23 protein-coding genes are annotated in these 25,613 nt (G+C 43.5%); 8 read left to right on the top strand and 15 right to left on the bottom strand.

Going from position 1 to position 25,613, the window contains the following annotated elements:
- Window positions 1-17 precede the first annotated feature (17 nt).
- The 9 genes from bamA to rpsB form a co-directional block, all read right to left on the bottom strand.
- The gene (gene bamA, locus K5609_RS07910; RefSeq protein WP_221076692.1) at window positions 18-2,447 is read right to left on the bottom strand and encodes an outer membrane protein assembly factor BamA; all 2,430 of its coding nucleotides are present in this window, start codon (window positions 2,445-2,447) and stop codon (window positions 18-20) included.
- Window positions 2,448-2,474: 27 nt separating this feature from the next.
- On the bottom strand, window positions 2,475-3,827 hold the full coding sequence (gene rseP / locus K5609_RS07905) for a sigma E protease regulator RseP (protein ID WP_221076691.1): 1,353 nt from the start codon (window positions 3,825-3,827) through the stop codon (window positions 2,475-2,477).
- Complete coding sequence (gene ispC, locus K5609_RS07900; RefSeq protein ID WP_221076690.1) at window positions 3,824-5,026, bottom strand: 1-deoxy-D-xylulose-5-phosphate reductoisomerase; 1,203 nt, start codon at window positions 5,024-5,026, stop codon at window positions 3,824-3,826. Before ispC ends, rseP begins: the two co-directional genes overlap by 4 nt.
- A 6-nt stretch (window positions 5,027-5,032) precedes the next feature.
- Window positions 5,033-5,875 (bottom strand): phosphatidate cytidylyltransferase, encoded by an 843-nt coding sequence (locus K5609_RS07895; RefSeq protein WP_221076689.1) that lies wholly within the window; start codon window positions 5,873-5,875, stop codon window positions 5,033-5,035.
- On the bottom strand, window positions 5,868-6,659 hold the full coding sequence (uppS, locus tag K5609_RS07890; RefSeq protein WP_221076688.1) for a polyprenyl diphosphate synthase: 792 nt from the start codon (window positions 6,657-6,659) through the stop codon (window positions 5,868-5,870). The genes K5609_RS07895 and uppS overlap by 8 nt, the downstream gene beginning before the upstream one ends.
- 69 nt (window positions 6,660-6,728) lie before the next feature.
- Window positions 6,729-7,286 carry a ribosome recycling factor gene (frr, locus tag K5609_RS07885; RefSeq protein ID WP_221076687.1) on the bottom strand — a complete coding sequence of 186 codons (558 nt, stop codon included), beginning with the start codon at window positions 7,284-7,286 and terminating at the stop codon, window positions 6,729-6,731.
- A gap of 11 nt (window positions 7,287-7,297) precedes the next feature.
- Window positions 7,298-8,047 carry a UMP kinase gene (pyrH, locus tag K5609_RS07880; RefSeq protein WP_040307020.1) on the bottom strand — a complete coding sequence of 250 codons (750 nt, stop codon included), beginning with the start codon at window positions 8,045-8,047 and terminating at the stop codon, window positions 7,298-7,300.
- 75 nt (window positions 8,048-8,122) lie between these two features.
- A complete protein-coding gene (tsf, locus tag K5609_RS07875) occupies window positions 8,123-8,971 on the bottom strand; it encodes a translation elongation factor Ts (protein WP_221076686.1) in 849 nt (282 codons plus the stop codon).
- A 102-nt stretch (window positions 8,972-9,073) separates the two neighbouring features.
- The gene (rpsB, locus tag K5609_RS07870) at window positions 9,074-9,808 is read right to left on the bottom strand and encodes a 30S ribosomal protein S2 (RefSeq protein ID WP_016401186.1); all 735 of its coding nucleotides are present in this window, start codon (window positions 9,806-9,808) and stop codon (window positions 9,074-9,076) included.
- 306 nt (window positions 9,809-10,114) lie between these two features.
- Here rpsB and map point away from each other — a divergent pair, with 306 nt between their 5' ends.
- From map to K5609_RS07850, 4 genes are all read left to right on the top strand, one after another.
- Window positions 10,115-10,909: a type I methionyl aminopeptidase gene (gene map / locus K5609_RS07865; protein ID WP_221076685.1), complete on the top strand. Its 795-nt coding sequence runs from the start codon at window positions 10,115-10,117 to the stop codon at window positions 10,907-10,909.
- Window positions 10,910-10,932: 23 nt separating this feature from the next.
- Window positions 10,933-13,542 (top strand): bifunctional uridylyltransferase/uridylyl-removing protein GlnD, encoded by a 2,610-nt coding sequence (glnD, locus tag K5609_RS07860; RefSeq protein WP_221076684.1) that lies wholly within the window; start codon window positions 10,933-10,935, stop codon window positions 13,540-13,542.
- 36 nt (window positions 13,543-13,578) lie between these two features.
- On the top strand, window positions 13,579-14,616 hold the full coding sequence (gene dapD / locus K5609_RS07855; RefSeq protein WP_221076683.1) for a 2,3,4,5-tetrahydropyridine-2,6-dicarboxylate N-succinyltransferase: 1,038 nt from the start codon (window positions 13,579-13,581) through the stop codon (window positions 14,614-14,616).
- Window positions 14,617-14,806: 190 nt separating this feature from the next.
- A complete protein-coding gene (locus tag K5609_RS07850; RefSeq protein ID WP_016401191.1) occupies window positions 14,807-15,184 on the top strand; it encodes a DUF3461 family protein in 378 nt (125 codons plus the stop codon).
- Between the two features lie 60 nt (window positions 15,185-15,244).
- On the opposite strand, the gene ptsG is transcribed toward K5609_RS07850, so the two are convergent.
- A complete protein-coding gene (gene ptsG, locus K5609_RS07845; RefSeq protein ID WP_221076682.1) occupies window positions 15,245-16,678 on the bottom strand; it encodes a PTS glucose transporter subunit IIBC in 1,434 nt (477 codons plus the stop codon).
- A 543-nt stretch (window positions 16,679-17,221) separates the two neighbouring features.
- On the opposite strand from ptsG, the gene lamB reads away from it, so the two are divergent.
- Entirely contained in the window at window positions 17,222-18,514 is a 1,293-nt protein-coding gene (lamB, locus tag K5609_RS07840) for a maltoporin LamB (RefSeq protein ID WP_040307021.1), read from the top strand.
- Between the two features lie 330 nt (window positions 18,515-18,844).
- On the opposite strand, the gene K5609_RS07835 is transcribed toward lamB, so the two are convergent.
- From K5609_RS07835 to K5609_RS07820, 4 genes are all read right to left on the bottom strand, one after another.
- Window positions 18,845-19,849 (bottom strand): MalM family protein, encoded by a 1,005-nt coding sequence (locus K5609_RS07835; protein WP_221076681.1) that lies wholly within the window; start codon window positions 19,847-19,849, stop codon window positions 18,845-18,847.
- Between the two features lie 96 nt (window positions 19,850-19,945).
- Window positions 19,946-21,310, bottom strand: a complete 1,365-nt coding sequence (locus K5609_RS07830) for a carbohydrate porin (RefSeq protein ID WP_221076680.1) — start codon at window positions 21,308-21,310, stop codon at window positions 19,946-19,948.
- Window positions 21,311-21,728: 418 nt separating this feature from the next.
- Window positions 21,729-22,490, bottom strand: coding sequence for a tRNA pseudouridine(65) synthase TruC (gene truC / locus K5609_RS07825; protein ID WP_221076679.1), 762 nt, complete (start codon window positions 22,488-22,490; stop codon window positions 21,729-21,731).
- On the bottom strand, window positions 22,490-22,801 hold the full coding sequence (locus K5609_RS07820) for a YqcC family protein (protein ID WP_221076678.1): 312 nt from the start codon (window positions 22,799-22,801) through the stop codon (window positions 22,490-22,492). The genes truC and K5609_RS07820 overlap by 1 nt, the downstream gene beginning before the upstream one ends.
- A gap of 127 nt (window positions 22,802-22,928) precedes the next feature.
- Between K5609_RS07820 and K5609_RS07815 the strand changes: the two genes are divergently transcribed.
- The 3 genes from K5609_RS07815 to K5609_RS07805 are packed head-to-tail and all read left to right on the top strand — an operon-like array spanning window position 22,929 to window position 25,045.
- The gene (locus K5609_RS07815) at window positions 22,929-23,975 is read left to right on the top strand and encodes a DUF3549 family protein (RefSeq protein ID WP_221076677.1); all 1,047 of its coding nucleotides are present in this window, start codon (window positions 22,929-22,931) and stop codon (window positions 23,973-23,975) included.
- A gap of 9 nt (window positions 23,976-23,984) precedes the next feature.
- The gene (locus K5609_RS07810) at window positions 23,985-24,269 is read left to right on the top strand and encodes a hypothetical protein (RefSeq protein WP_221076676.1); all 285 of its coding nucleotides are present in this window, start codon (window positions 23,985-23,987) and stop codon (window positions 24,267-24,269) included.
- 2 nt (window positions 24,270-24,271) lie between these two features.
- Entirely contained in the window at window positions 24,272-25,045 is a 774-nt protein-coding gene (locus K5609_RS07805) for a Zn-ribbon-containing protein (protein ID WP_221076675.1), read from the top strand.
- Here the strand turns inward: K5609_RS07805 and syd are convergent.
- A complete protein-coding gene (gene syd / locus K5609_RS07800; RefSeq protein ID WP_221076674.1) occupies window positions 25,042-25,584 on the bottom strand; it encodes a SecY-interacting protein in 543 nt (180 codons plus the stop codon). The two genes, K5609_RS07805 and syd, sit on opposite strands and share 4 nt — an antisense overlap.
- Window positions 25,585-25,613: the final 29 nt, after the last annotated feature.

Genomic DNA, 25,613 nt, shown 5'->3' with positions numbered 1-25,613 from the left:
ACTCCTAAAATCAAAAGTTAAAAAGTTTGGCCAATGTTAAATGAGAAGGCTTCAGAACGATCCCCTTCATAACTCTTAATTGGCTTAGCAAATGAGAATACCAGTGGCCCCATAGGAGAGAACCATTGAATAGACACACCTACTGAGGCTCGAATTCTGTCCGGTGATGAATAGTCACCAAAACGGTCACAATACCTAATACATTGCATTTGACTATAACGTTCATAGTCAAACTCGGTATCCCAAACAGTACCAAAGTCTAAAAACGCAGTGGTACGAACTTGACGAATATAGGCTTCATCAAGAAATGGTGTTGGGAAGATAAGCTCAGCTGAACCTACTGCTAATGCGTTTCCGCCCACCGAGTCATCAGACGCGGTAACATACGAACTACCATTATTATCTACTAAATAAAGCGCACGTGGGCCGACGGTATTTGAACGGAAACCACGTAAGGTAGAATAACCACCGGCATAAAAGTTTTCGAAGAAAGGTAAAATTTGGTCGTTACCCTCGATCTGTCCATAACCATTGCCGTAGCCAACCTTACCACGCACCGCGAACGCCCAGTCGTGGTTAGTAGTAATAGGGAAGAAATGACGAGTATCAAAGCTCATTTTAAAATACTGAACATCTGAACCTGGAATGGTTATCTTAGTATCGAATTTCTGTGAAGAACCCGCTGTAGGCATAGAGCCGTTATTTAGGGTATTGCGACTCCAACCCAAGGTTGTATCCAAGGATCCGAAAGTTAAAGAGCCATCATCATTCCTGTGTGGGGAATAAATATCCCAAAACTGTTGGATTTGCGCATAAGCATTTAACTGCGAAATTTTATTTTGCTCTAAACCCAAACTTGCACTCAAGCGGTTGTATTCATTAACAGGGAAACCAAGGGTACCGCGTAAACCAATTGTTTCGTTGTTATAGTCTACAATATCGGCTTTTGACGCTTCAAAGTCGGTGTAGTAGAAACGGCCACCAAAACTCACCCCGTCTTTTGTAAAATAAGGGTCAGTAAAGTTAACATCGAAATTCTTAGAGTATTTGTTAGTGCTTACATTAATACCTGCTCGGTTACCGGTGCCCAAGAAGTTGTCTTGCTGTACACCAGCTGACAAGCTTAAGCCTGATTCGGTACCAAAGCCTACACCAGCATTAAACGACCCCGAAGGTTGCTCTTTAACAGCAAAATTCACATCCACTTGGTCATCGGAACCTGGAATTTTAACTGTTTCAACATCAACGGTTTCAAAAAAGCCTAAACGGCTTAAACGTGCTCTAGATTGCTCAACTAAACGGCTGGATAACCAAGTACCCTCCATTTGACGCATTTCACGACGCAGTACTTCGTCTTTCGTGATGGTATTGCCGCTCACGTTGATTCGGCGAACGTAAACTCGATTACCAGGATCTATATTGATGTTAAGAACTACTGTTTTATCTTCATCATTAATTACTGGAAAAACATTAACTTGAGGATAAGCGTAACCATAGCGACCCAAGAATTTAGACAACAATTCTTCAGTTTTAGTGACTTCAGCACCGCTATAAGTATCCCCTTGATTAATGCTCACTAAGCCATTTAGCTCTGCGCTCTTATCTAGGAGGTTACCCGCTAACTCAACTTTCTCTACCGTGTAGATCTCACCTTCATCAACATTAATGGTGATGTAAATGCCTTTCTTATCAGGCGTTAAAGCAACTTGAGTAGAATCAACTTTAAAGCGAATATAACCACGGTCATAGTAAAAGCTATTAATGGTTTCTAAGTCACCGGCTAGCTTTTGCTTTTGATACTTTTGGTCGGCAAGTACATTCCACCAAGGTGCACTATCGGTGAGAGTCATACGTTTAATGAGCTCACCAGAAGAAAACTTTTGGTTACCGATAATGTTAATTTGTTCAATTTCCGCTGATAAACCTTCCTGGAAATTAAACTTCAAATCAACTCGATTGCGCGGCAAGGGGGTAACAATCGCTTTAACCCGCGCACTGTACTTACCCACGCTGTAATAAAAGTCTTCAAGACTTTTTTCAATATTACGAAGATTAGTTTTATCTAAGGGCTCGCCTATTTTGATGCCCGATGAACGCAAAGACTCTTCGAGTTGTTCGGTCTTGATATCTTTATTGCCAGAATACTCGATATTGCTAACGGTAGGCCTTTCAAGAACTTTGAATACCAATGCATCGCCGTCGCGGAAAACTTGAACGTCCTCAAAGTTGCCACTGCGATACAAACGCTTAATACTGTCACTAACTTGAGAGCTATCCACCTCATCGCCAATACGTAATGGAATTTGCAATAATGCGGCACCCAACGATACCCGTTGTAATCCCTCTATCCGAATATCTGCAACAGTAAACGCCGAATTTCCAGCGGCGAGAGTCGTTCCGGAGATGCAGGCTAGTAAAAGTCCAACAACCAACTGCTTTTTGAACATAAGAAAAAAGAACGTCCTATTTAATTGTTATAAGCGCATAAAATCATTAAAAATAGCAAGACTCATCAAAGCCATCACTAACACTGCACCAATCCTAAATCCAATTTCCTGCACACGCTCTGACACGGGTTTACCAGTAATGCCTTCAATGGCAAAAAACACTAGATGGCCACCATCTAGCACTGGCAAGGGAAACAAATTAATAATGCCTAAGTTAATACTCACCAAGGCAACAAAACCTAAAAAATACACTAAGCCGTAGTCGGCAGTAGCTCCAGCACCTTTAGCGATAGATATTGGACCGCTAAGGTTATCTAATGAAACCACGCCTGTCACCAATTTACCGATCATAGATACGGTCAATTTGCTTAAATGCCAAGTTCGTTCGAGAGATTTGCCAAACGCATCAAAAAAGCCGTAATGCAAATCAATTCTATACTTTTCTGGGAACTCGGATACTTCAGGCGCCAAACCTACATAGCCGCTCTCTTTCCCTTGGTATTCTCTCGCTTCAGGAGTCATGGTTAGCTGTACTGAGCGACCAGAACGCTCCACATCTACAACAATTGGCTGATGTGGCCTTGCTTGAACATAAGTAACAAAATCTTGCCAAGAAGCGAGATTAACGCCATCGAGTGCTACCAGCTTATCGCCCTCTAACAAACCAGCTTCTGCAGCCGGTTTTCCATCAACTACTTTGGCAACGTTCATAGAGATGCTTGGGCTAAATGGTTGTAGGCCTAAACTAATAATTGGGCTTTGCTGCTCACTGTCCAACTGCCATTGACGGATATCTAAATAAGCCATTTGAGTTTGTTGGGTTTCGGTATCTTGCACTTCCACCGCCATGGACTCATTACCAAGCTGGCTAACCAAGGCTAAATTAACGCTTTCCCAATCCAGCGTTTGTTGGTCGTCAATCATGATAATTTCGTGACCAGCTCTAAGCCCTGCTTGCTCTGCGATACTGTTCGGTGCAACACCACCAAGAACCGGTTTGACTGAAGGAACACCAATAACAAACATTAGCCAGAAGGCCAATATAGCCAACAAGAAGTTCGCAATAGGACCAGCCGCGACAACTGCACTGCGCTGAGCCAATGTTTTATTGTTAAAAGCTTGAGAACGAAGCTCGGCAGGCACTTCAGCAACTCGTTCATCGAGCATTTTTACGTAGCCACCGAGTGGGATCATTGCCACTACATATTCTGTACCGTCTTTGGCTGTTTTACGCCAAAGAGCTTTACCAAAACCGATTGAGAAACGCTCGACTTTAACGCCACAACGACGAGCAACCCAAAAGTGGCCAAATTCATGCACCGTTACTAAGATGCCTAAGGCAATAATAAAAAAGCTGGTGTTCCAAATCACTTCGTTCATGCACAGATCCTTTTAACCGCTGCATCAGCATGCATTCGCGCCCTTTGGTCGACCTCTAGTAAAACTGAAAGTTCAGTTTCGGCGCCCATATAACTTTGTTTATCTAAACAAGTGGCGACAACTTCGGCAATCTGGGTGAATTTTATTCGTTCTGCCAAAAAAGCCTCCACAGCAACTTCGTTAGCAGCATTTAAACAAGTAGTCGCAGTTTGGCTGTCATAACAAGCATCGATGGCCAGTTTCAAACAAGGATATTTAGCGTAATCGGGTGGCATGAAGCTCAGTTCACCGATGCTAAAGAAATCCAAAGCCTCAACCCCAGAAACTTGCCGTTGTGGGTATGCCATCACATGGGCGATCGGCGTAGCCATATCAGGTTGCCCCATTTGTGCAAGCACCGAACCATCGCAATACTGCACCATAGAATGAATAATTGACTGGGGATGAATGATTACATCTATTTGATTAGGCTGAGTATTAAATAAGCGTTTAGCTTCTATGTACTCCAAACCTTTGTTCATCATGGTGGCTGAGTCTACAGAGATCTTTTGCCCCATCGACCAATTCGGATGTGCGCAAGCTTGTGCAGGGGTTACCGAAGACAAGCTGGCCAACTCATTATATCTGAAAGGCCCACCAGAACCGGTAAGCAAAATTTTGCTTATGCCTGAATCAGACAAATCACAATAGCCAAGCTGTTGTTGTACTTGTTCAGGCATACATTGGAATATGGCATTATGCTCACTATCGACCGGTAGAATTTGAGCACCGCTTTTTTTGGCCGCTTCCATAAAGATAGCGCCACTCATTACCAAGGCTTCTTTATTAGCCAACAACACGGTTTTGCCAGCCTCTACAGCAGCCAATGTAGGTAACAAACCCGCTGCGCCAACAATAGAAGCCATCACCAATTCAACTTCAGAGGCTTTAACCAACTCAGCGATGGCCTTGTCACCGCTAGGCACTTCTACCTTAAGAGACTCAGCTTTAATCGCTTCACGCAGTTTGTGGTTACTAGCTTCGTCGGCCATTAGCGCGTATTGAGGTGAAAACTCTCGACAAATTTCCAACATAGCGCTTAGGTTTTTACCACCCGTCACACCAAATAAAGAAAAACTCTGTGGGTTTTCGCGAATAACTTTAAGGGTACTGCTACCAATCGACCCGGTGGCGCCAAGAATAACCAATTGCTTGCTCATCAAGGGCTACATCCAATGAAGGAAGAAAAAAGCAAATACTGGCATCGCTGCCGTCATGCTGTCGATCCGGTCAAGTAAGCCACCATGGCCTGGAAGCAAACTACCGCTGTCTTTTATTCCAGCTTGACGCTTAAACATGCTTTCAACTAAATCACCCACTACCGAGGCTAGAACGGTAAATCCACTGGCAATCACTAATACCCACTCTTTGCCTTCTGGTATGTCTAAGAAGATAAATGCGCCAACCGTTACTAAAGCTGCAACAGCCAAGCCACCTAACAAACCTTCAATGGTTTTTTTGGGGCTAACATTTTTAGCCAACTTGCGTTTACCAAAACGCTTACCCGCAAAATAAGCCCCTGTATCTGCAGCCCAGACTAGCAATAATACATAAAGCACCCAAGCACCACCAACAGCTGGATTGCTAGGGTCAACAGAGCGCAAAAAGACTAAAGACCAAAAGAATGGCAGTAGCACTACAAGCCCAACTAGCAACTTAAAGACGCTGCTGTTGTGCCAAAACATCGCCGAATGAGGGTAACTTGAAAGTAAATATAAACTGCTTAGCCAAGCTACTACAGCAAAGCCCAACATGGCGCTAAACCAAGTTGATTGCGCGAGGCTATCTAACGGGAGTTGCCACAAGCTCAAACCAAAAACCAAAGAAAAGACAACAAAAAAACTCAAGCGTCTTGAGCCTTGATCAGACACTACTCTAGCCCACTCTCTGGCTGCTAACACCAGCACTAATGCAAACACCACCGCTAAACCAAACAGTGGTAACATGAAAATTGCAGCTAGGGCCAAAGGCGCTAATATCAGCGCCGTTATGATTCTTTGCTTAAGCAAAATGATCCTCATTTTTCTGATTATCTATCAACAAAGCTTGTACCTGTTCCCCAGTACAACCAAAGCGACGCTCGCGGCTAACAAATGCAGCAATGGCCTCGCCAAATGCATCTTCGTCAAAATCTGGCCACAACACATCACTAAAGTAAAGCTCTGCATAAGCGGTTTGCCATAGCAAAAAGTTACTAATTCGGTGATCGCCACCGGTGCGGATTAATAAATCCACGTCGCCCACAGTGTCGCTTTCCATTAATGCCGAGATATGCTCTTCACTAATGTCTTGCGCATCTAAGCGTCCTTTCTTAACTTGCTCTGCAAGTTGTTGGCTAGCGTTTACAATGTCCCAGCGGCCACCGTAGTTAGCAGCAATATTTAGTACTAAACCATCGTTTGCCGCTGTTTCATTTTGGGCAATGGCAATGCGTTTTTGCAATTTTTCACTAAAGCGAGAAGTATCACCAATTATTCTTAGTTGTACATTATTGTTTTTCAGTTTTTTTACTTCTCGTTGCAAAACTGTCAAAAACAAGTTCATTAAGCTTGACACTTCTTCTTCCGGACGTCGCCAGTTCTCGCTGCTAAAGGCAAACAAGGTTAATGACTTTACGCCAAGTTGGGTGGCAAAACTTACAGCCCGCCTTACAGACTTCACCCCTGCTTGATGGCCAAACATGCGCAATTTACCGCGTTGCTGAGCCCAACGTCCGTTACCATCCATAATGATGGCAACGTGCTTTGGCATAGCATCTTTCACGGCTAACTGCTGCGCTTCAGGTAAGGTCATAATTCACTACTCTTACTTACAAAAAAAAACCGTGTAACAAGACACGGCTATTTTCAATCGTTGAATCGATTAAACTTCCAGCAATTCAGCTTCTTTAGCGGCTAAAGCTTCATCAACTTGCTTAACTGCTGCATCTGTAATTTTTTGAATCTCGTCTTGAGCGCGACGGTCATCATCTTCACCAATTTCTTTTTCTTTAAGCAGTTCTTTTACATCGCTGTTGGCATCACGGCGAATGTTACGAATAGCCACACGAGCTTGCTCTGCTTCGGCGCGAACAACCTTGATTAAGTCACGACGACGCTCTTCAGTTAGCATTGGTAATGGTATGCGAATTAACGTACCTGCAGAAGAAGGGTTTAAGCCTAAGTCAGAACTCATAATAGCTTTTTCTACTGCGCTAATTAAGCTCGCGTCAAATACGGTTACTGTTAGCGTACGCGAATCTTCAGTCGATACATTACCAACTTGATTTAACGGAGTATCTACACCGTAATAAGGCACCATAATGCCGTCTAGTAGACTTGTGTGAGCGCGGCCAGTGCGAACCTTAGACATTTGAGACTTCAAAGACTCAATGCTTTTACCCATGCGTGTTTGAGCATCTTGTTTGATTTCGTTAATCACGATAACTATCCCTACTCTGTTTCTGTTTTATTTGATACGTGACAGATAGTGGTGCCTTCATCTGCGCCCATAACAACATTCTTTAAGCTGCCTGGTTTATTCATGTTGAATACACGAATTGGCAAGTTATGGTCTCGCGCTAAAGTGAATGCGGCTAAATCCATCACTTTTAATTCTTTGTCTAGTACTTCAGCGTAATCCAGCTCACTGTATAAAGTGGCTGCGGGGTCTTTTACAGGGTCGGCAGTAAATACGCCGTCCACTTTCGTGCCTTTTAGCACGGCTTCAGCTTCAATCTCAATGCCACGTAAACACGCTGCCGAGTCTGTGGTGAAGAAAGGATTGCCCGTACCCGCTGAGAAAATCACAACTTTACCGGCTTTTAAATTGCTAATCGCATCAGCCCAGTTGTATGAATCACACACGCCATTTAGCTCAATGGCCGACATTAAGCGTGCATTTACAAAATTTCTGTGTAACGCGTCACGCATAGCTAAACCGTTCATTACGGTTGCTAGCATGCCCATGTGGTCGCCTACCACGCGGTTCATCCCTGCTTTAGCAAGGCCTTCGCCTCGAAACAGGTTACCACCACCAATAACAAGACCAACTTGGATACCTAATTCTACTAACTCTTTGATTTCAAGAGCCATACGGTCCAATACTTTAGGGTCAATACCAAAACCTTCATCACCCATTAGGGCTTCACCTGAAAGTTTTAAAAGAATGCGACGATATGCAGGTTTAGGATTGGTGCTCATAGCGATGATGTTCTCTCTTAATTAAGAATACAAGAAGGTTGCGGCATGATACCGCAACCTGAAGAACAACTAAAATTACTTTTTAGCTGCAGCGATTTGTGCAGCAACTTCTGCAGCAAAATCTTCTTCTTTCTTCTCAATGCCTTCGCCAACTTCTAGGCGAATGAAACCAGCAATTGAAGCGCCTTTCTCTTTCAAGATAGCGCCAACAGTTTTCTTAGGTTCCATAATGAACGCTTGGCCAGTCAGTGAGATTTCGCCGGTGAATTTCTTCATACGGCCAGTCACCATTTTCTCGGCGATCTCAGCAGGTTTGCCTTCGTTCATAGCGATTTCGATTTGTAGTTTTTTCTCTTTTTCTACAACGTCAGCTGGTACGTCGTCAGGAGATAAAAACTCAGGCTTAGAAGCAGCTACGTGCATAGCAACGTGCTTAAGCGTTTCTACGTCAGCTTCACCTGTTACTGCAACACCAATGCGCTCACCGTGACGGTAAGAAGCAATTGGAGCACCGTCTAAGTACTCAACACGACGAATTGAGATGTTTTCACCGATTTTAGCAACCAGTTGAACACGCTCTTCTTCGAAGTTTGCTTTCAAAGTTTCGATGTCAGTTTTTTCAGCAGCAGCAGCTTCAGCTACTTTTTCAGCGAAAGCTGTGAAGTTAGCATCTTTAGCTACGAAGTCAGTTTGACAGTTAACTTCTAGTAAGGCAGCGAAACCCGCGCCTTCTTTAATAATAATTGCGCCGTCAGCTGCAATGTTGCCTGCTTTTTTAGCCGCTTTAGCAGCTCCGCTCTTACGCATATTATCAATCGCTAACTCGATGTCACCATCAGTTTCAGTCAACGCTTTTTTACAATCCATCATGCCTGCGCCGGTACGGTCGCGCAGTTCTTTTACTAGGGCAGCAGTAATTGCCATTTGTTTGATCCTCGACTGTTTATCGGATAAAACTCAGGGGACAAGCTTGTCCCCTGCTAATCATCAAGCTTACTCAGTATAAATGCAGTTTATTGCATTTAATTACTCAGCAGCTTCCTCAACGAAACCATCTTCTTCAGCTTGTACTACGATGTCGTCTTGACGACCTTCGATAACAGTATCAGCAGCTGCGCCAAGGTACAATTTAATTGCACGGATAGCGTCGTCGTTACCAGGAATGATGTAATCAACACCGTCTGGTGCAGAGTTAGTATCAACTACAGAGATAACTGGAATACCTAGGTTGTTTGCTTCGCGAATAGCGATGTGCTCGTGTTCAGCATCGATTACAAACAATACGTCTGGTAGACCGCCCATGTTTTTGATACCGCCAAGGCTTTTCTCAAGCTTTTCCATTTCGCGAGTACGCATCAGCGCCTCTTTCTTGGTTAGCTTTTCGAAAGTACCGTCTTGGCTTTGAGCTTCTAGATCTTTTAGACGCTTGATAGATTGACGAACTGTTTTCCAGTTAGTCAACATACCACCTAACCAGCGGTGGTTAACGTAGAATTGATCTGAACGAAGTGCTTCAGTTTTGATGGTGTCACCAGCAGCGCGCTTAGTACCAACAAAAAGAACTTTACCTTTCTTAGATGCAACTTTCTTAAGAACAGACATTGCATCATTAAACATAGGTACAGTTTTTTCTAAGTTAATGATATGAACTTTGTTACGTGCACCAAAAATGAAAGGCTTCATTTTTGGGTTCCAGTAACGAGTTTGGTGACCAAAGTGTACGCCTGCTTGAAGCATATCGCGCATTGAAACGTTTGCCATTATAATTTCCTCAAATGGGGTTAGGCCTCCACACATCCCATTTTACCGACCAGACTAAATTGCCCAGCACCCCGGAAAACGTGACGATGTGTGTGTGTGTTTAAAATATAAATATTTAATTTATGTAAGCATCCACGCTAATTCGAAAACTAGAGTAATGACTTACGGCGCGCTTTATACCATAAATAGCAATATTGATAAAGCTAAGGCTAAACTTTTCGTTAATTTTTCTAGCTACTACAACTCCCCTCGCCCTTACGGTAAACTAGCGGCAAAACCAAGGTAAACACTCAACTATTAGTACTCATGAGCATAGTAATTAAAACCCCTGAACAAATTGAAAAAATGCGCGTTGCCGGTCGCTTAGCGGCCGACGTACTCACCATGATAGCCCCTTACGTAAAGGTTGGCGTTAGCACCGGTGAGCTTAACCAGCGCTGCCATGACTACATAGTTAACGAGCAAGGCGCTATTCCAGCACCTCTCGATTATCACGGTTTTCCAAAATCCATCTGTACCTCGGTAAATGATGTGGTTTGCCATGGCATCCCTTCAAATAATCATATGCTGGAAGATGGCGATGTGATTAATATCGATATCACGGTCATTAAAGATGGTTATCACGGCGATACCTCGAAAATGTTTTTGGTAGGAAATGCCTCCCCTGCAGATAAGCTCCTGTGCCGTGTGACTCAGCAAGCACTTTATCAAGCGATTAAGGTAGTTAAACCGGGCAATAAAGTTAGCGATATCGGTAATGCCATTCAAAAGTATTTGAAAAAAGGCAACTACCGCTACGGTATTGTTGATAACTTTTGTGGCCATGGTATTGGCGAAGGCTTCCATGAAGACCCGCAAATTATGCATTATCGCAATAACGATCGCACAGTATTAAAAGCTGGTATGTGTTTCACCATTGAACCAATGATCAACCAAGGTAAAAAAGGCAACTGGGTTGATGAAGAAGACGGCTGGACAGCACGTACCAATGACGGCAAAAACTCCGCTCAGTGGGAACACACCTTATTAGTTACCAATGACGGTGTTGAAGTGCTAACACTTCGTGACGAAGAAGACTTACCGCGCATTATAAAACACTAACAAACAGGTCTAGAGGTTTAGTCATGGAAACGACGTTAGCAGCACCGCCTTTGCCCTGCACAGAAGAAATTTCGCTTAAAAGCAGTAAGCAATATCTGGACGACTTGCAAGAATATCTGGCTGACCAGTTCAACCAAGGCGTTCATGTGGTTGAGTTAGTGCAGTTGCGCTCTCAACAAATGGACTTATTGCTTAATTGCTTATGGGCACATTTTGGTTTAGCGGAACACTCTGAGCTGTCTTTACTCGCAGTGGGCGGATATGGCCGAGGTGAACTTCACCCTCGCTCGGATATTGATATTCTTATCTTGACCAGAGAGCAGGTAGCTCCCAAAGTCGCCGAAAAAATTTCTGCCTTCATCACCCTACTCTGGGACATACGCCTTGATGTAGGCCAAAGTGTTCGCACCCTCACAGAATGCTTAGAGCTAGGCTTAGGGGACATTACTATTGCCACGAACCTGCAAGAATCTCGCTTGCTGTTTGGTGACAAAGCACTATATCAAGAGCTCTGTATGGCCGTTTGCGCCGACAGTTTTTGGCCAAGCGAAGCCTTTTTCCGTGCCAAAAAAGACGAGCAACTAAGTCGTCACCGTCAATACAAGGGTAATGCGTATTCCCTAGAGCCCGACATTAAAGCTAATCCAGGTGGTTTACGTGATATTCAAACCATTTGTTGGGTTGCTGGCCGCCACTTTGGTAGTAGTGATTTAGAAGAGCTCACTAAACAAAATTTTCTTACTCTCGCAGAGTGTCGAGAATTGCAAGATTGCCGTGACTTTTTGTGGAGAGTACGCTTTGCCCTGCATATTCACCTAACTAAAAGTGATGACCGCTTGTTATTTGATCGCCAGTTAGCAGTGGCCCAATCATTAGGTTATAGCGGCGAGCATAACGCGCCAGTTGAACGCTTAATGAAGCATTTTTTCCAAACGGTACGTCGAATCTCTGAATTAAACGAAATGTTATTACAGTTGTTCGATGAAGCCATTTTGGGCAATACCGCCATGGATGTGCAGCCGGTTGATGAACACTTTATGCTGCGCGGAAACCTTATTGATAGTGCTAATGGCCAGCTGTTTTTAGAACAACCGGAACAAATTTTGGTGATGTTTTTGCACATTGCCGACAACCCTAAAATTACCGGCATCTATTCAGCCACCCTGCGCCAGTTACGTGAAGCAAGACGCAGACTGACCCATTGGTTGCAAGATATACCAGAGTGCCGCCGCTATTTTAGACGCCTTATTAAACACCCAAATGCCACCGGGCTGCCGCTTACCCTAATGCATCGCTATGGAGTACTGTCAACTTACTTCCCAGCATGGAGCCGCATTGTTGGACAAATGCAGTTTGATTTATTCCATGCTTTTACTGTTGATGAGCATACCCACCGACTGATAAACAAAATTCATTCTTTTAATGATGCCGATACCAAAGAAATCCACCCTCTCTGTTGCCAGGTTTATCCGCGCTTAGAACGACCAGATTTACTGGCTCTAGCGGCTATATTTCATGATATAGCCAAAGGGCGCAAGGGCGACCATTCCACCCTAGGCGCAGTAGACGCGGAAGAATTCTGTTTGGCGCATGGCTTTAGTAAACCTTCGGCCCGCACAGTCGCTTGGTTAGTTAAGCACCACTTGTTGATGTCGGTAACAGCTCAGCGCCGCGACATTTATGATCCAGAAGTGATTACCGAGTTTGCCAAGGTAGTGCGTGATCAGCGCCATCTAGACATGTTGCTTTGTTTAACAGTAGCGGACATTTGTGCAACCAATGACGATACCTGGAACAGTTGGAAGCGAACCTTGTTGAGTGAGCTTTACAACTCAACCCAAAAGGCCTTAAGAAGAGGCTTAGAAAACCCAGTGGATATTCGTGGGGTGATTCGCGACAAACAGAAAAAAGCCATTCAGCAATTGGAGCTCAAAGGCTATTCAGAAGAGCAAGTGCGTGGCTTGTGGCAACGCTTTAGAGTCGATTACTTTCTTCGTCATACCCCCCAGCAAATTGCTTGGCACAGTGACAATTTGTGGGGCCACAGTGAAGACCAGCCTCTGGTATTGGTCAGTCGCCGTGCTACTCGCGGCGGCACCGAGATATTTATTCACTGCCAAGATATACCGCATTTATTTGCATCTGTAGCTGCAGAGTTAGACCAAAAGAACCTTAATATTCATGATGCACAAATCATGTCGAGCCGCGATGGCTTTGTACTTGATACCTTTGTAGTGCTAGACCATGAGGGTGAACCTCTTTCACTAGAACGGGGGATTCTGCTGCAGCAAACATTAGCTGAGAAACTACATGTTGCCGCACCAATCGATTTAAAGCAGCGCCGTGTGCCACGCCAAGTGCAACAGTTTTCTATCGCTCCGCGCGTAGAATTTTTGCCCACTAAAGGCAACCGAACACTGATTGAAGTTGTCGCCTTGGACAAGCCAGGTTTATTGGCTAAAATTAGCGCCGTATTTCAATCCTTTAACTACACGATTCACGCAGCTAAAGTCACCACCATTGGTGAGAAAGCAGAAGATTTCTTCAGTATTAGTAATTGTGAACGTGAAAAGCTTCTACCAGAACAAAAGCAACAACTTAAGAGCATTCTGGAACAAGCACTCAAACAATAATATTTAGCAAGCTCAACCACTATTTTGGAGACAACCATGTCTAAAGACTTTTTTAGTTACGCCGTTGGTGTGGGAAGTAAAAACGCAAATGGCCAATGGCTAGAAGTTTTTTACCCTGCTCCGGTTTTAAATCCTAGCGAAGCAGAAGTATCAGGCCTAACTAAAGGTTTAGATTACAACAATGGCAAGCAAGACATTGAACTAGATGACGCAGCATTAAATACACTAATCGCCAATGCTGACGCTTTAGGTTTAACTGCGCAAGTAACAGCGTTTAAAGCTTTATTAGGCAGCGAGCAGCCTCGTGTTTTATGTTTATTAAGCCAAGATGATGCCGCAGCCTCAACGCCAGAAGCTTACCTTAAACTGCACCTACTCTCTCACCGCTTAGTTAAACCTCACGGTACCGATTTAAGTGGTATTTTTGCAGTACTTCCTAACGTTGCTTGGACTAACCAAGGTGCCATTGATTTAGCCGAGTTACCTGCCCGCCAATTAGCAGCGCGCGCTAAAGGTGAATTACTACAGGTAACTTCTGTAGATAAGTTTCCAAAAATGGCTGACTACGTGGTACCAAGTGGTGTGCGTATTGCGGCAACTTCACGTGTTCGCCTAGGTGCTTACATTGGTGAAGGTACAACTATTATGCACGAAGGTTTCTGTAACTTTAATGCCGGTACTGCCGGCACTAGCATGATCGAAGGCCGCATCTCAGCCGGAGTATTTGTAGGTAAAGGTTCTGATTTAGGTGGTGGTTGTTCAACCATGGGCACCCTTTCGGGCGGTGGTAACATTGTTATCGCGGTAGGTGAAGAATCTTTAATTGGTGCAAACGCTGGTACTGGCATCCCACTAGGTGACCGCTGCACCATTGAATCTGGCCTATACATTACCTCTGGCACCAAAGTGGTATTGATTGACGAAAATAAGCAACAAGCAGGCACAATTAAAGCCCGCGAACTTGCTGGTAAATCAGATCTGCTATTCCGTCGTAACAGCCTTACTGGCGCAATCGAATGTTTAACCAACAAAACAGCGATAGCCCTAAACGAAGAGTTACACGCGCACAACTAGTCTAAAACGGCTCAAGTTACTCAGGTAGCTTGAGCCTACTTTTCCTCTTTCACTCCTCCACATAAAAAGCCCACTAGTTCACACTCCTTCTACGCGTAATGAGCTATGCTGCAATGTACAGGCTCTGCAGAACAATGCGGTGGCGACTGTTTCTAGCAATAGAATGACAATTCGTTATGAAGGAAATTTTATGTACAAAAATCTAAAAAGTATTGGCATTACCAACCCAAGTGATATTGAACGTTATAGCCTCCGCCAAGAAGCCAATTCTGATACGCTGAAGATTTACTTCCATAAGGAAAAAGGTGACTTTCTCACCCGCAGTGTAAAATTCAAATACCCAAGGCAGAAAAAAACCGTACTTATTGATGGTGGACGTGGCACCTACAAAGATACTACCGAGATAAACGCCAATCTGCGTTTTATCGTAGAAGAGTTAGATAAAATCACCCGCAGAGATCAACAAGAAAAAGATACCAAACAACAAGTGCTTTCTGAACTAAGACATTTGGAAAAAGTAGTATCGAATAAAATTGCTGAAATTGAGGCTAAGCTAGAGCGCTTATAAAGCGGAAAACAGATACAAAAAAGGAGGCTTAAGCCTCCTTTTTTACACTTACATTAAACCTTAAACGGTTTGTAGGTAAGCTTCCATATCAGTTTTCAAGTTATCTGACTTAGTACCAAAGATAGCTTGAACACCTTGGCCAGCCACAACTACACCTGCAGCACCTAAGCTCTTAAGCTTTGGTTGGTCCACAGATTCTACTGACTTAACTTGAATACGTAAGCGAGTGATACAAGCATCTAAGCTTACAATGTTAGCTTTACCGCCAAACGCGTCTACTAAGTTCTTAGACATTTCGTCTTCAGATACTGCTACCGCAGCAACCGAATCATCTTCGTCTTCACGGCCCGGCGTTTTAAGGTCTAGCTTGGCAATTACCACACGGAATACAGTGTAGTAAACCGCTGCGTAACCTAAACCAATTACAGGGAATAACCAGAACTTCTGAGCATTAGTAGATAGAACGATGAAGTCAATCAAACCGTGTGAGAATGAAGTGCCGTGAACCATACCCAATGAGTTTGTAATAACAAATGCTAAACCTGCAAGTAATGCGTGGATTACGTAAAGCACAGGAGCAACAAATAGGAATGCGAACTCAATGGGTTCGGTAATACCTGTTAGGAATGAAGTCAGCGCAGCTGAAATCATGATGCCACCAACTTTAGCGCGGTTCTCTGGCTTAGCAGCATGCCAAATGGCGATAGCAGCAGCAGGTAGACCGTACATTTTAAACATGTAGCCACCAGCTAGTTGACCAAAGCCATTGCCCGCAGCGCGAGAAGCTTCATCTGCTTGTAGGTAACAGGTTAATACGCCGTTAGCCACTTCGCCAGCAGCCGTTGTACACTGACCAGCTTCAAAGAAGAACGGTACATTCCATACATGGTGTAAACCAAATGGAATTAATGAACGTTCAACAATGCCGTAAATACCAAAGGCTAACGTTGGGTTTTGCTCTGCGGCCCAGTGAGAGAAGGCAGCAATACCACTGCCAATAGGCGGCCAAATAATGGCAAGTAGCACACCTAAGAAAATAGTTAGGAAACCTGTGATAATTGGTACACTGCGCTTACCCGCGAAGAAACCTAGATATGCAGGTAATTGAATGCGGAAGAAGCGATTGAATGCCCAACCGGCAACAGCACCCGCTAAAATCCCACCAAGCACACCAGTATTGATCGTTTCAACGTCCATAATAGGCGCCATAACGGTCAATGTTTTTTCCATAATGGTGAAGCCAACAATAGCCGCTAATGCAGCAACACCATCGTTGTTGGTAAAGCCTAGGGCAACACCTACGGCAAACAACAATGCCATGTTACCGAATACAGCATCACCTGCGTTCATCATCAATTGAGATACGATATGCGGCATCCAACTGAAGTCCGCAGCGCCGACTCCTAGTAAAATACCCGCAACAGGTAGTACTGATACTGGTAGCATCAGTGCCTTACCTACCTTTTGCGCTTGTGCAAACAAATTTCCAAACATAGTTAGCTCCTAGTGGGCTGATAGTATACTGAATTAAGCCTTAGCCATTTTCCTTAAAAAGGCCAATTTTTGAGCGACTTATAGTTATTTATTATGAAGTAGCCGCTAAATTCGTTTTATTACGATTTCAGGTAAATAGTTTAAGGACTTACTCAACAGAAAAATGCGATTCAGCACAAGTTAAACCTCACTTTTTGTAACACTTTGTAACACTTAGTCTCGCCTGAGATAAAAATGCCACATCGAGTAACTATTTCGTTTTATTCACCTGTCGCCCACCAATATTTTAATAAACAATCAGCCACCACGGTCCAATATATACCACCAACAACCATGGCAATAAGAGCACAAAAAACCAACAAACAAAGACAAAAAAGCACAAGAAAGGCTTTTCACACTGCTATTGTGAGTTAGCTCACACGACAAACAACCAAACTACTGAGACAATACTTTCGACATAATGTTCCATAGGAATTGGAATTTACAGAACAGGGTGCTTATTTATGTCCAAATTTGGAAATTAATACACATAAGGTTTATGTAATGAAATTAAAAACACTTTCGATCGCAGTAGCATCAGCTGCGATGTCAACTCAAGCAATTGCAGCAACACCAGAATTTAACGGTTACATGCGTTCTGGAATTGGCGCTACCGGTTCAGGCGGCGAGCAAATGTGCTTCCAAGCCGACGGCTCACCCTATAAGCACCGCTTGGGTAACGAATGTGAAACCTATGCAGAAATTGCCTTGTCTGCACCTTTATACGAAGAAGGCAACAAAGCAATGGGTGTACACACCCTTCTTGCTCACTCTGTAGACCAGCGTAATGACTGGGAAGAAAGCCCATCAGCAGTGCGCGAAATGTACGTTTCTGGCCAAAACATGGTTGAATCTTTCGAAGGTTCAAACCTTTGGGCTGGTAAGCGTTTTTACCAACGTCGTGACGTTCACCAAATTGACTACTACTACTTAGCTAATGCTGGTGCAGGTGCTGGTATCGAAAACATCGATGTAGGCTTTGCGAAGCTTTCTGCTGCATGGGTTCGTAATACTTCTGAAGCATTATTTGATGCCAACATTGCCGGCTCTGGCCAAACTATGGCTGATTTCTCAGGTAACAACTTAGATTTACGCCTAGATGGCATCTCCACTAACTCAAACGGCGAGTTGAGCTTAGTAGGTATTTACGGCATGTACTCTGAAGCGGCTGACCAAGATTTCAACATCGAAAACCAAAAAGACAACGGTGTGTTCGTAATGGCTGAACACACCCAAGGTGATTTCTTTGGCGGTTTTAACAAGTTCTCTGTATCTTACGCAACAGACGCTATGGCGGGTATTGGCGCAAGTGGTCAACTTCGCGGATTTGGCTACGAAAATATGGCTGACGAAGGTGATGATCCGGTTTACCGCACCGACAGCAATGAAGGCAGCTGGTACCGCTTACTAAACTGGGGTGTGGTTGATTTAGGCGAGTCAACAGCCATGTCTTACGTAGTTAACTACGAAAACTACGATAAAGATGATAACAAAGGCTCTACCTTGTTTACTGTTGGTGTTCGTCCTCAGTACAACTGGAGCAATAACCTATCTACTATCTTAGACCTAGGCTACGATGTAGTTGAATTCCAAGATGCAGCTAAAGCTAACGGTAGCGAAGATAACAAGTTAGCTAAAGTAACTATTGCCCAGCAGTGGCAAGCTGGTCCAAATGTATTTGCACGCCCAGCTCTTCGTGCATTTGCTACTTACGCAAAATCAGACCAATACATCTCTCGCGACTCTAGTTCGAAAGATGAAGTAACCTTTGGTTTCCAAGCCGAAGCTTGGTGGTAAACACCAAAGATAAAAATGCCTATTTTTAGCCCTCGCAAGAGGGCTTTTTTATTACCTGTAAGTCTAGCAGCTTAACTAACAACCCAACCAAATGTGCTAAGCGGTAATACCCGCCAGATAAACACACTTATTAACGCGAAACTATCACTTGCAAACCGCCTTTTTAACCGAAGTCAGATTAGCAGTTATTTTCCCTTTCTACCCGCTGGACTCGGGGTTGTTCCAACGCTACAACAGCTAAACCTTATCGGCACATAGGTATTTCTGCTCGATATCAAGCAACAAAAAAGCCAGCTTAACGCTGGCTTAATATCAAACTAATTAGAAGCTTTATTTGTTTTTCACTGCTTCAATAAAGGTATTTCTTGCTGAGCGTGAGCCTGCATATTCAGCTTCTTCTACTAACTTAAGCGCTTTTTCTACCTCATCTTGACGAATCATGTCTTCGATAAGTTTGTTGTAGAACGCCTCAGTTTCAGGAAGCATAGCCTTTTTCAGCTTACGATTATCAGGTCCTGCAGCAACAGCTTGAGCTGAAGATGCAGCTACCACAGCAGTACCTCCTGCAGCTATCTCAGCCCCTGGGGCCTCTTCTACGGTCGCTAACGAAGGATCATTGTTATTTGCGCCACCAAACCAGGCTTCATCGGCGAAAAATCCTTTAGACAAGTCTGGATTAAATGTCACATTGACCAAACCTAGTGGAGAATGCGGTATGAAAGGATCAGGCAGATTAGGATCAGCCTTCGCTTGCGCTTTAGCACGAGAGCGCTCTGGGTGAACGATTTGAGTACTTTGTTCGAGAGACTGTTCAGTGGTATAAACCAACATATAGGCGTCTCGCTCTCTCCCTTGTCGCTGCTCAGAGTTAATTCTAAAAGTAGCAGCAAGCTTATTTACTGAAAAACCTTTCAGCTCTTGATACTTAAAAGCGCTGGCGGGAACGACTCTATTTACTTCGAAGTTTTCATTTAGCAGAGCTACTGTAGGTGCAAATACAGTTTCACCAATAATGGTTTCTATTTTCACCGGTATATCAGTATTCAAAGCGGCAACTTTGTAGGCCAGCACATAACTTTTACCCGAGGTAAACTCGAAGGCTTGATTTTGACTGCTAACTGTTTCTTCAGCAATATAATCATAAGAAACAGAATTGTAAGATAGTTGGCTTAACTCGCTACAACAAACAGGTGCTTTATCAAGAATTGCAATGGCTTGAACAGGCTCAACAAATAAATCTCTTGTATCACTGCTAAAATCAACTATATCACCTGAACTGCATGCGGAAATACCTAGTAAAGATGCAACTAACACAACACCCATTTTTTTAACCACATTAATCTCCATGACACTAAATAAAAAGACCCCCAAAATATAGCATTTTGAGGGCCTTGACTAGCTTACAAATTTACTTAGCTAAATTTGTATGGCTTACCACCATGCTTCAACTTGAGCACCGTAGAATAGGTCGTTGTTTTCAACAACGCGAACACCCATCCAGCCGCCGTCTTCGCCAGTACCGTCGCTACGCTTGTCGCCGCCGTACTTAGTTACGAATACACGGATTTCAGGACGCGCCCAGAAGCCACCTTTTTCTTTAAGTGGAGACCATGCTTGAGCAAGTGTAACTTTGTTAATTTCAGAGCTTACGCTTTCCCAAGGGTCTTGTTGACTGTAGTAACCAACTTCAAGTTGAGTACTCATAGTGTCGTTCCACTTGTAGCGAGGACGCACAGTAGCACCATAACGCTCACCAGGACCAGCATCACAACAATCGTCATCTACTTTAGAGAAGAAAACTGAGTAACCTAAATCTACGCTGCGACCAAAGTTGTATACACCATGGTCAATGATACGCCAAGATTTACGACCTAACTGAGCATCACCACCGTTGTTGTAAGCACCGATGTTGTAAGAATCACCTAAGTGGTTATTCATACCGTAACCAGCCCAAGCAAAACCTTCAGTGTTGTACTGAGCAACTAACTTGTTAAAGCCACCAGCAAAACCAAGGGCCCATTCAGCGGTTAAAGAAACACCGGTTTTATCGTTCCAGTTACCGTCAGTTGCTGCAGCTTCTTGAGCGTCGCTTAAGTTAGCTTTACCCGCCATAGCGATCAGGTCAAGAGAACCTAAACCGATATCAACACCCTTCCAACGTAAGTCAACAATTGGGGTAGATGCCATAGTATTGTTGGCATCAGCGCCACCAGAAACGTCATGCCACTTAGTATGACGAACTGCAACAGCAATTTGACCTAGGCCAACATTGATATTGTCAACACCAAAACCGTAACCAGAACCATTTACGTAGTACCAGTCGTTGATGTGAACATCTTTACGACCGTAGTAACGGTTACCAGCCCAGATTTCTGTGCCGCTAGCCATGATGTATTTACCGTAAGCTTCACGGAAAGACATACGCTGACCAGACCATGGAGAACCATTTTCTGAAGCGCCATCTGTAACACCCTGCCAAGAGTTACCGCGAGTATCAGTACCACCTTGCCAATCTTCGTATGTACCAAACGCCATCAAGGTGTGAATAGAGAATTTTTCACCAGTAGGACGTTCTACTACAGCTTGGCTAAGTGCTAGTTCAGCATAAGTATCACACTCATCACCCAAACGACCAACTACGTGGGCGTTAGGACCACCTGTACCGTAACAACGTTGTGAACCGCCATCTGCGTTTACACCGAAGCCAGCACGGAAGTAACCATTGAAATCAAGAGCGAACGCGCTTGAAGAAATTGTTGCTGCAGTAACTGCAACAGCAAGTGTTTTCAGTTTCATAATCCTTTCCTTTTCCTTTAGAACTACTAAGTCCCTTACCTTTTTAGTAAGAGCCAGCGGTGCATTTGTAAGTGTGCTTATATCCGCTAACTGAGATGGATTATAGGGAGCCTACTTCGATACAACTTTGAACTAGCTCACAGAATGATTTTTCTGAAAACCGCTTGAAAACAAGGGTTTCAGGGCAGAAAACAAGGTGTGGATCACATCATCCTATGACCATAAGAAATGCCTTGAAAATGCTTTCAATCACAAAGAAAAGGCTTTCAGTAGGTTAATTACTAAAAAAAAACAAAAATTGAACTAATATTTAAGGTTCAGACCTAAAAAAAGTAATTTTTTTTCACGACCATGAAAGCCTTTTCAAAGTTCCAATTACCTTTCTCAAATGTGATCTAAATCACCAATAAAAAGGGAACTATTTCCAAGACATTAGCTTAAATAGCTGTTTCCAGCGCTCGGGCAAGGGGCAATCGATGATAATTTTCTTGTCAGTATAAGGATGAACAAAGCTTAATTGCTTAGAAAACAGCCAAAGCCCAGGTAGCCCCAGCTCACGAAATAAGCGGTTGTGACGACCATCACCATAAGTAGTGTCACCAACAATATGATGACTGAGGTGATGCATGTGACGACGCAACTGGTGCTTTCTTCCAGTTTTAGGTTTTAGTGATACTAAACTATAACGAGAAGTTGCAAATTTACCTGACGGATAAGGCAACTCAGCTTTTTGCAGCCCACTATAAAAAGTAAGGGCTGACTGGGCAGGTTTATCCAGCTGTGCCTTAGCATCCACCATCTTATCTAGCTTTTCCTTCAACGGATAATCTAACTGGTGCTCTCCTTCTATGTAGCCCCTCACCACAGCAAGATACTGCTTATCTATACTTTGCGTAGCGAATTGTTCGGAAAGCTTGCGGGCAGCTTCAGATGACTTTGCCATGATAAGTACACCACCGGTTGGCCTGTCTAGCCGGTGCACCGGGTAAACATATTGGCCAATTTGATCACGCAAAATCTGTAAAGCAAATTGGGTGGCTTCTTTAGCTATCCAACTTCGGTGAACTAACAATCCAACTGGTTTATATACCGCTACATAATGGTCATCTTCAAACAACACGGGTAGTTGTTCAGGAATAGCTTCAACAATCTCTTCATTAAGCTTGGAGTCGTTAGTCATTACTTAAAACTCTCATCGATTGTTTTTATAACGGCCAGCAAGGGCTTAGCGTCAAATGCCAATTGCTTAATCGCTTCTTCTGCATAAGGGCTTATTTCAACTTTTTGAGGTAACGGAGCGCCGAGTTCAATAAGTTCACGCATTTTAGGAATAAAAATAAACTGTAACCATTGCGGTAAAGTTAAGGTGTCGATACAAAACGGTTGGCTGCTAGCGAGCTGCTCGGTGCTGGGCGCAGTGTTCTGCCAATTATTAGTTTGTTTTAAACATTGCTCTAATTGTGAAAGCAACTGCAAGGTTGATTGAGACATAGGGTTTAATACGGCAAAAATCGAAGTGTAACACCTTGCCTAAGCATTACCCACCACACAGTGATAATTGCTCTCACCTGCATAAATGTGGATACTGGCGCCAAATGTTGTGGATAGAATAGTAACAATGAACAAACTTAGCACCTTAAGCGAAATTCTTCAGGCATCAGGCAGTGAATTAAGGGTTTATGAAATGGGTCGGCAGATCCATCACATCAGCAGTAAAGACTTCTACCAGATGGAAGTGGCTAAGCTGCCCTACCCTGCTCCTATTCAACAACATGCAAGATTTGCACTTTGTTTTTGGCAAAAACAACAATCTACTACACCATATATATGGTTTTTACAATTACCCGTAGATGAGCAAGGTTTTATTAACCTTGCAGCTCGCGATCAGTTCATCCAATTAGTTGTTGATGCTTTAGGGCAAGAACTTAACCGTCAGCCTAATGAGGAACAGCAGCAAGCCTTAGCCAACAACCAATATATTTATAAACCCCTTGAAGAAAAGTTAGCTTTTTTTAATGCGCTATACAAAAGGGATAGCCAGTTAGCACCGTCGGAGCATTATTTAGCCTTTCGTCGCTATCTACAAAACGATGAAGAATGGGACAACTGGCAGAGCTTAGCCTTACAAGGGATCGCCGATTTGGTAACAAGGCTAGATAGAGATGACAACAGTAAACTGCTGAATCTGGCTTTCTCTCACCTTCCACTAGAGGTAGCCAACAAAACTCTTGAGCTATTAGAACATGCTAAGTTGGATCAACAATTAAGCCATACCCTAGCCCATTTGCACCAACAGCAACTATTAGAAGATGAAGAGCTGGCTAGTTTATATCTTCGTGCCTTAGCGGGAGCTTCGGTCAAGCCGCTCACCCAACAGGCGATTGAATTACAGCTTTCTAAAGCAAAGTCTGTTCATAGTTTTATTGCTGTGGCAGGAAGACTTTGGCAATCGTTGAGTTCTCCCTCTTTACTTAGGTTTTTCTTCGAAGCCATCGCCAAGCAAGATGACCCAGAGCTATTTCAGCAAATTTTCGCCGATTTAGTCTTCATACCAAGTTTACGGACTTTTGTATTATCCCAGCTACGCGACCCTAATAACTCCGAAGCGCTGCAGTTATCCATTGCTCAGCTGATAAAGCTGTATCAAGCACCTAAACACCACTAAGGAATAGTAATGTCTCAGCAAATTGCATTAATCGCGATAAAAGCCTTACTGGATGAAAACAAACAACCCACCCTTGCCTTAGTAAAAGGTAAGCTCTCCACAAGGTTGCCAATGCCTACGGTAATTGCGGCTATTAATGCCTATAAAAAAGATCCCTCAATTGTTGAGAACCTCGTGGCTGAAGCGCCTCCCGTAGAAAAAACACCTAAAGTCATTGAACAACGCGTGATGGAACTAGAAAGCCAAGTTCAACAATTGTTGCAACGTATCGAGCAACTAGAAGCGAAGAGCTAACAATGTACTTAAGCGAAGTTAACTTTGAGTGCTATACCGACACAACCATCACCCGCGCTGAAAAAGCGATAAACCTGCTGTTAGATTGTTGGCGTTACAATGGACAAATTATTGGTCGAGAATTCCCCGTTGTATTAAAAGACGCCACTTTTTCAGTGCGAGTCGTTTGTCCCGAAGAAATTAGCTTATTAGATAGTTTTCAAAGTAAACAAGTAAAGCGCGCCAAGCTGGCATTAAGTGAGGCTGGCTTGCTCAGTCCAAAGCTTAAAAACCTCGGCCGAGACATAAACTCAGATGATAGTGATACTTGCGAAACGCCTAGCTGGCAGGTTTTGTATACCAATTATCTGCAAAGTTGTTCTCCGATCCGCTGTGGTGACCACTTTACTCCGATTCCTCTATATCATTTGCCAGCAGTTGCCAATGGCGATCAAAAACAGCTAATCAAGTGGCAAGAAGATTGGTCGGCCTGCGACCAATTGCAAATGAATGGCAGTATATTGGAACATTCTGCATTAGTAGAAATGAGTGAGATAACTAGCAGACTTTATCGCAGAGGTTCAGATTTAGCTAAGCGTTTGGAATACCTAAGCAAAGTGCCTACTTATTTGTATCTCTATCGAGTTGGCGGCAAAAGCCTTAAAGCGGAAAAACAACGATGCTGTCCAAGTTGCGGTGGCGGGTGGCTATTGGAAAACACCGTCCATGATATTTTTGACTTCAAATGCGACAACTGCCGTTTAGTGTCCAATATATCTTGGGATTTTAAGCGCTAGTCACACAGCTCAAATTTTGCAACAAACTCATCGAGTGTTATTGCTAGCACTCGGTCAATCCCCTTACCTAGTTGCTCAAGCACAACCTCACCAGATTCGTTATCGATGCTGACGACCTGCATCTCATCTTCGGTACTTGCAATAAACACAGTCTCTTTTTGCTTTAGGCGACGCTGCATCAATACATGGCCAATGATGTTCTCAAGTAACATGTCGAAATCTTGCTCATTCCAGGCTTGAACCAACTCAATGCGATTGTTTTGAAAGTCTACAGCTAGAGTTTCAGAAAAATAATCACCGTAAAACGCTTTAATACTGGGGTGTAAAGTCATTTCTAAGGCACGCTCAATTCCAGAGAAATCGCCTTTGGTCTCGCGCAACACTGGTTTCCAACTCACCTCTTGCTGCTCTGGCTCTCCGATAATGCAAGGAGACAGCCATTGCTCATCATACTCAACCGTTGGATAAGCACCGCTTTGCCAATGTTGTTCAAACTTATTAAAAACCAGAGATAATGGTTGTGATATAGGGCTGCTCATAGATGTGTTTCACTAAGAATTAAGATAGA

The sequence above is a fragment of the Agarivorans aestuarii genome (genome assembly GCF_019670125.1).
Classification (GTDB): domain Bacteria; phylum Pseudomonadota; class Gammaproteobacteria; order Enterobacterales; family Celerinatantimonadaceae; genus Agarivorans; species Agarivorans aestuarii.
This window is presented reverse-complemented; position numbering and strand designations above follow the sequence as displayed.

Excerpts from the sequence above, each read along its gene's own strand:
- bamA (WP_221076692.1), bottom strand. The coding sequence starts at position 2,447 with ATGTTCAAAAAGCAGTTGGTTGTTGGACTTTTACTAGCCTGCATCTCC.
- rseP (WP_221076691.1), bottom strand. The coding sequence starts at position 3,827 with ATGAACGAAGTGATTTGGAACACCAGCTTTTTTATTATTGCCTTAGGC.
- ispC (WP_221076690.1), bottom strand. The coding sequence starts at position 5,026 with ATGAGCAAGCAATTGGTTATTCTTGGCGCCACCGGGTCGATTGGTAGC.
- uppS (WP_221076688.1), bottom strand. The coding sequence starts at position 6,659 with ATGACCTTACCTGAAGCGCAGCAGTTAGCCGTGAAAGATGCTATGCCA.
- pyrH (WP_040307020.1), bottom strand. The coding sequence starts at position 8,047 with ATGAGCACCAATCCTAAACCTGCATATCGTCGCATTCTTTTAAAACTT.
- tsf (WP_221076686.1), bottom strand. The coding sequence starts at position 8,971 with ATGGCAATTACTGCTGCCCTAGTAAAAGAACTGCGCGACCGTACCGGC.
- rpsB (WP_016401186.1), bottom strand. The coding sequence starts at position 9,808 with ATGGCAAACGTTTCAATGCGCGATATGCTTCAAGCAGGCGTACACTTT.
- map (WP_221076685.1), top strand. The coding sequence starts at position 10,115 with ATGAGCATAGTAATTAAAACCCCTGAACAAATTGAAAAAATGCGCGTT.
- glnD (WP_221076684.1), top strand. The coding sequence starts at position 10,933 with ATGGAAACGACGTTAGCAGCACCGCCTTTGCCCTGCACAGAAGAAATT.
- dapD (WP_221076683.1), top strand. The coding sequence starts at position 13,579 with ATGTCTAAAGACTTTTTTAGTTACGCCGTTGGTGTGGGAAGTAAAAAC.
- K5609_RS07850 (WP_016401191.1), top strand. The coding sequence starts at position 14,807 with ATGTACAAAAATCTAAAAAGTATTGGCATTACCAACCCAAGTGATATT.
- ptsG (WP_221076682.1), bottom strand. The coding sequence starts at position 16,678 with ATGTTTGGAAATTTGTTTGCACAAGCGCAAAAGGTAGGTAAGGCACTG.
- lamB (WP_040307021.1), top strand. The coding sequence starts at position 17,222 with ATGAAATTAAAAACACTTTCGATCGCAGTAGCATCAGCTGCGATGTCA.
- K5609_RS07830 (WP_221076680.1), bottom strand. The coding sequence starts at position 21,310 with ATGAAACTGAAAACACTTGCTGTTGCAGTTACTGCAGCAACAATTTCT.
- truC (WP_221076679.1), bottom strand. The coding sequence starts at position 22,490 with ATGACTAACGACTCCAAGCTTAATGAAGAGATTGTTGAAGCTATTCCT.
- K5609_RS07820 (WP_221076678.1), bottom strand. The coding sequence starts at position 22,801 with ATGTCTCAATCAACCTTGCAGTTGCTTTCACAATTAGAGCAATGTTTA.
- K5609_RS07815 (WP_221076677.1), top strand. The coding sequence starts at position 22,929 with ATGAACAAACTTAGCACCTTAAGCGAAATTCTTCAGGCATCAGGCAGT.
- K5609_RS07810 (WP_221076676.1), top strand. The coding sequence starts at position 23,985 with ATGTCTCAGCAAATTGCATTAATCGCGATAAAAGCCTTACTGGATGAA.
- K5609_RS07805 (WP_221076675.1), top strand. The coding sequence starts at position 24,272 with ATGTACTTAAGCGAAGTTAACTTTGAGTGCTATACCGACACAACCATC.
- syd (WP_221076674.1), bottom strand. The coding sequence starts at position 25,584 with ATGAGCAGCCCTATATCACAACCATTATCTCTGGTTTTTAATAAGTTT.